Origin of the sequence: Paenibacillus germinis, from assembly GCF_013141785.1 — a bacterium.
GTDB classification, from domain to species: domain Bacteria; phylum Bacillota; class Bacilli; order Paenibacillales; family NBRC-103111; genus Paenibacillus_E; species Paenibacillus_E phytorum.
On sequence record NZ_WHOC01000091.1, the window covers coordinates 1 to 5543 of the forward strand.

Sequence of the window (5543 nt, forward strand, 5' to 3'; positions counted from 1 at the left end):
CTATGAAGCGATTCGGGTCAGCAGCGAAATGAAAGCGTTTTCCTCTAGTTCGAGAGCATTGTACGGACATTTTTGGTAGAAAAGTCAAATCGCGGGATTCGCCCCATGCGGAGCGTGTCCTGCTCGGACTGCCGGATTATATTCGATCGGTATTTAAGCGATTTCATTACGTAGTAGGAGGAATGTACGATGGACGATAACCATGTAAAGATGACCGGGCGAAGCGAGGAAGAGACACAAACTGGACGGAACAGAGCGATCAGCAGAAGAGCAGTGCTGGCTTCGCTTGGGATGGCAGGGGCTGCGGTCATCGGATCGACGCTCAGCTCCGCTCATGCCAACGGCACTTCCGTAATGGAATCGGTATACGGAGATAAGGCCAAGAATCCGGATAAGCCGCCGAAAGATCCGAAGTTGAAGGACTACGGTAATACTGCGGTTCTGAAAAGCATGGTTGATCTTCTCACCGCACCGATGACAGTTGACACCTTGTACATCTTGCAGGGATACCACGCGAATACGGATTATGGCGGCGGCCTGTTCTATTGGAACCCGGGCAAGCCAAAGAGCGAACATAACGGCGGGACCGTAATAAGCACGACTGTTCCGTGGGACGGATCTCGTGTAGGTCATCCCAACTTTCTTCTTGACGTCGGCGAGTCTCAGCCAGGCGGGCTTGGATGCTTCTGTCGTCCTGAACTCGAATGCTATCCGGTGCAAATGTTCGGAGCGATAGCCGATTGGGATGGGACAACCGGGTTCGATAACCGGATGGTAATAGAAACAACCGTCAAGTCTGTATATAAGACTGTTATCCCGAAAGGGGATTATGGCGTCGGTGCCGAGGGATCCATTTTCATCCAAGGTTACACCAGCAAACGAATCGAGGGTGAAGGAACGCTTCATAAGATGGGCCGCAAAGGAATTTTTTCGTTTAACACTTGCACGGACATTACGATCAGCGGGATCGGTATGGATGGACAGATCGTCCGCGACGAGGCTGAAGGCGGCAACATATGGGACAAAACGCGTCCTGCCGTCAATTATGCGTTTGCAGTATCCTTCGCCCATTGCCACCATTGCGAGGTAAGTGGTACCCGCATCTATGATTTTGCTTGGGATGGGCTGGTCGCACAGGGGAAAGTCGCGGCGGGCGGCATGACGGCCACGCTCTCGACCGAGATTGTTTTCCGCAACAATAACATCAGCTCGATTCGCGGGAGCCAAATTTGGATCAAGGCCGTTCACGGGGCGGATATTAGCCGGAACAAGCTGTATAACCCGACCGATTTCGCTCAGAAAGCCAATGCGGTATTTATCGTGGAGTGGTGCGAGGAAGTCACCGTCGCGCACAACCGAATGAACTTCATCGGGGACAACGCGGTCGGTATAGGCCAAATGCAGAACAGGATTGAGTTTGCCCGCAACAAGCGCATTACCGTCGATCATAACCTGATCAAGACAACCCGTTACCACTCCATCTTGATCGCTCAGGGCGAAGATATCGACGTTACGCATAACATTATTCACGAGGCCGGATGCAAGACCATTATGCCAGGCAACAACTCGGTCGTTCTCACCGCGGCCATTACAATTTTGGCCGGAGGTGTAGAGCCCAGCAATGCGAGAGTTTTGGTCCAAGGCAACACGATCCGGCATCCGTATGAGTATGGAATTTTTGCATTTGATCGATCCGGTACTTCTTTCGCCAAATCATCCGAAGACATCTCTATAGAAGGCAATACGATAACCGGGGCCGGAAAGCTGCCAACGGCAACCCGGGTGGCAAGCGGCGGTATAATGACCCAATACCAGAAGCCGGTCAAAATCAGTGACAACGTCATCGACAACATCACGGGCGACGGAATCCGCGTCTTCGGCGATGCGGTTATAGCCGGAAATGTGCTATCTCAGTTGATCGGATTCGGCATTAACGTGCCGGCCGACACGATGTGGGGCAATAAGGTTCTCAGTTCGGCACTAACCGGCAACACGGTCAGAGATGCGACACGAACAGGGATCAGCGTAGCAGGACGCGATCAGATAACGCTAACCGGCAATACGACTATCCGATGCGGCAGAGACGTCAATCCGGGAACGGAGAACATAACGACAGCAACTAATTACGCCGGTATTTCTACATACAACATCAGGCTCGTACAAACCGGCGGCAACCATATGCGCGAATGCGGCTCCAGCGGCTTCGTGTCCCGACTGTGCGATTATGTGCATGACACCGGCTCTACAATGTCGGAGAACGGCCAAGTGTTTACCGTAAACAACTTGAAGAGCGGAGCATATCTGGAAGGCAGCGCAACGCGACTGGTCAAGGCGGCATTCCTTCTGCCGCAAGGCGATGGCGGTACGACGCAGTATTACCCGATCCGCATCTTGTACGCCGACCCATCGGCAGTCGCAGTTGACGGCAGGTTCACCAACCATACTGCCGCCAGTCTCGGAGTCAACGCAAAATCTTTGATCAACATTCCATAATCAAGCAGAAGAAGTATGCCTGCGCCAAAGGCCGTGGAGGCCCCCGCCCCATCATCAGCCATATCCTTCAAATGAATAGTGGGCATTCTCCACGCGTTTCCGTCTGGAATTCATAAGCATGATTATGACAGCTCAGCCGAATCCCCTGGGAACGTTCGTCAACTCACCGTTGTTCCCCTGGAAATAGGGAGGAATAAGGATGCCCTTTCTGCAAGCCGTTCGAACGGCGAAGAAGGGGCTTTTGTCTGTTTTCTTGTTGACAAAAAAGTAATTAGGCAACGGGCAACGTACTATATGTATGAACAACGATAATAAAGAAAAAAACGACAATAACGCCATTCCATCGCTTATCCAAACGAAGCGTCAGTTTGAACGCTATTCCTTGGATGTGGATGTGCAGGCCGTACTCGTTGCATCCAGACTAATGGCAGCGGGAGCCAAGCTTGAACATACCGCGGAGATCCATTTCTCCAGATTCGGTTTATCCACCGGGCGGTATCGTTTATTGGCAGACCTTGAAGATCACGAAGGAGAAGAGCTGCCTTCGCAATTGGCGGAGCATCTAGGCGTAACACGCGCGACTGTGACGGGCCTTATCGACATCTTGGAGTGGAACGGCTTAGTATCTCGTCGAACCAGTTCAGTAGTTCCGACAAAGATCAGTCATTTTGACCGAGCAAGGGGCGAAGAAGCTTCGTGACATGGCTCAGGAACATTTTGCGAGGCTGGAATCTATGGTCGGTTTGCTTAGTATCGAGGAGCGCAGCGTATTTCTCGACCTGCTCGGCAGAGTGTCGCAAGGCATCTCGGTCCTGACGGACGAATCAGCCAGACCCAAAGAAAAGGGAATCAGTAAAGGGTAGAACGGGCTAGCACAACTAGCCCATTTTCACACCTATATAGTTAGGTGCCTAATTTTATGGAATACAACCCCTTGGACAGGTGTAACGAAGGAATGTGAGTGCATAGGCGTGTAGAATCGTGAAGTATATGGAATAATATGTGGTTTTAATCTCCCTCTGTATTTCCTTGCGCCTTCATGTTTCTCAGGTCTATTACGAGGTCTCTCTTCCAATTTTTCTGTACTTCTAGCGAGGGTGAAATCCTGCGAATAAGCGAGCATTCGTGAGAAAAATATATCGTACTGAGGGAGTTCAATAACATCAAGAGAAGAGGCTACCGATATCAAATGATCGATGGACTTCTCAGCTAAGGGCAGGATACTTAAACAAAAGGAAGAAATATTGACATATGAAAAGGATAAAGGAACTTAACCAGTATCTTACGAGTTGGTGCGGGTACTATGCGTTGGCGGACACGCCAAGTATCTTTCGAAAACTGGACAAGTGGATACGAAGAAGGCTGAGAATGTGCCTATGGAAACAATGGAAGAAGCCAAGAACGAAAGTAAAAAGGCTTACATCCCTAGGCATTTCTAGAGACAAAGCCTATGAGTGGGGTAATACCCGAAAGGGTTATTGGTGAATTGCATGCAGTCCAATTCCTCACCGTGTTATGAATACCCAATATTGGAAAACTCATTGGTGAGCTTGACTGAACGTTACAAGTACTTACGGAATATTTCATGAACCGCCATATACTGAACGGTACGTACGGCGGTGTGAGAGGTCGGGGGCTAGCCGCCCCCTCCTACTCGATTTTATAACCATTACTCATAATGGGCTCGCTGTCCTCGGTCTCGATCCGATGGCCGGGAAGACCAATGGAATAACCTTCATGTCCATGCTTACTAAGCGGAAATGAAGGCTTTTTTGAACACGCCAGAAAGTATAAGGCCCGGGATTATTTGGGCATGGAACCCTTCCAGCCCGTGTTGGCTTCCTCACTTTACGCCCTTTGAGAAGGCAAGGGAGGCAATGGCGCTGCCGAGTTACCTTTCTGTACCGCGGAAGGGGCGATGCCCGTGAATTTCTTGAAGATGCGGTGGAAGTAGGATTGTTCGCAATACCCCAGATGATCAGATACTTCGGCGACCGTCAGCCGGTTGTTGCGCAGCATCTCGTAGGCGATAGAGGTCTTTACCTGATGGATGTAGTCGATGGGCGTCTGATGCAGTACTTGTCGGAAAATCTTGGTGATGTGATTGGGCGACCGCTGTACATGATCGGCCAGATCGGTTAACCGGAGCGGCTTGCAATGATTGTGCAGAATGTAGGTTTGCAACTGGTTCACCAGTTCTTGCTTCTGGACGCTGACTTCGTTGCTTCGCATGCTCTTGATAACCAGACCGAGCAACTCCAGCATGATCCCCTCGCAGATCAAGTCGTGTCCGTCCCCGCGGTCGAACCATTCTAGCAGCAGCATGGAGAAGCGCTGTTTGAAGTAATCGGAATTGCGGATTTGCAAGATGAGGTAGGGATTCTCTAAAAGTGGCTGCAGCAATTGGCTGAATTCTTGAAAATGAGCCGAGTACTTCTGATGCGGCCCCTCGGGATCGTTGTCGCACGAACGGAAGGTGCCCCCGGAGATAAAGAGAACGTCGCCTTTCTTCAGCATAACCTTCTCCCCGTTCAACCAATACGTCACTTTTCCGCTAATCATGAAAATCAGGATATGATGGGGGACCTCGCTATCTGCAATACTCCAGTTTTCGATACGATCATCGAAAATCACCGATTTAATCCCCAACATGTAAGCGCCTCCCTAAGTAAATAAAATTAGGATTGTGATTGAATCATTCAAATAAATGCCGTTAAGTTCATGGTACAACGAACAAGGATATATTACAATCACATTACAGAACGCTTCTGACCAACTACACAAGGAGATTTGTGATGAAACCTAGATCGAAAGTGATTGATTGCGACGTCCATAACGCGTTAAAGAGCCATTTGGACCTGGTCCCTTACCTGGAGGAGCCTTGGAAAACGAGGGTGGCGGAGAACGGTCTCGGCTTGATGTTCTCCGGCTATTACTCCCCGATTGGAGTCGGAAGAAAGGATGCTGTACCGCCGGGAGGAGGGCAAGTCGGCTCCGACCCAGATTTTGTCATCGAACAATTGATTGATTCGTATAACATGGATTACGCC

At 50.1% G+C, this 5543-nt stretch carries 2 protein-coding genes and 3 pseudogenes; 4 read left to right on the top strand and 1 reads right to left on the bottom strand.

All coding sequences use genetic code 11. The annotated features are described in order from the left end of the window. Positions 1-189: 189 nt before the first annotated feature. The 3 genes and pseudogenes from GC102_RS18745 to GC102_RS18755 form a co-directional block, all read left to right on the top strand. Positions 190-2493, top strand: a complete 2304-nt coding sequence (locus GC102_RS18745; RefSeq protein WP_171690898.1) for a right-handed parallel beta-helix repeat-containing protein — start codon at positions 190-192, stop codon at positions 2491-2493. A gap of 298 nt (positions 2494-2791) precedes the next feature. After that, positions 2792-3356: pseudogene (locus GC102_RS18750) on the top strand (MarR family winged helix-turn-helix transcriptional regulator). A gap of 394 nt (positions 3357-3750) precedes the next feature. Continuing rightward, positions 3751-4082: pseudogene (locus GC102_RS18755) on the top strand (group II intron maturase-specific domain-containing protein); the annotation flags it as partial. 259 nt (positions 4083-4341) lie between these two features. Here GC102_RS18755 and GC102_RS18760 read toward each other — a convergent pair. After that, entirely contained in the window at positions 4342-5145 is an 804-nt protein-coding gene (locus GC102_RS18760) for an AraC family transcriptional regulator (RefSeq protein ID WP_171690899.1), read from the bottom strand. Between the two features lie 143 nt (positions 5146-5288). On the opposite strand from GC102_RS18760, the pseudogene GC102_RS18765 reads away from it, so the two are divergent. Continuing rightward, a pseudogene (locus GC102_RS18765) lies at positions 5289-5543 on the top strand (amidohydrolase family protein); the annotation flags it as partial.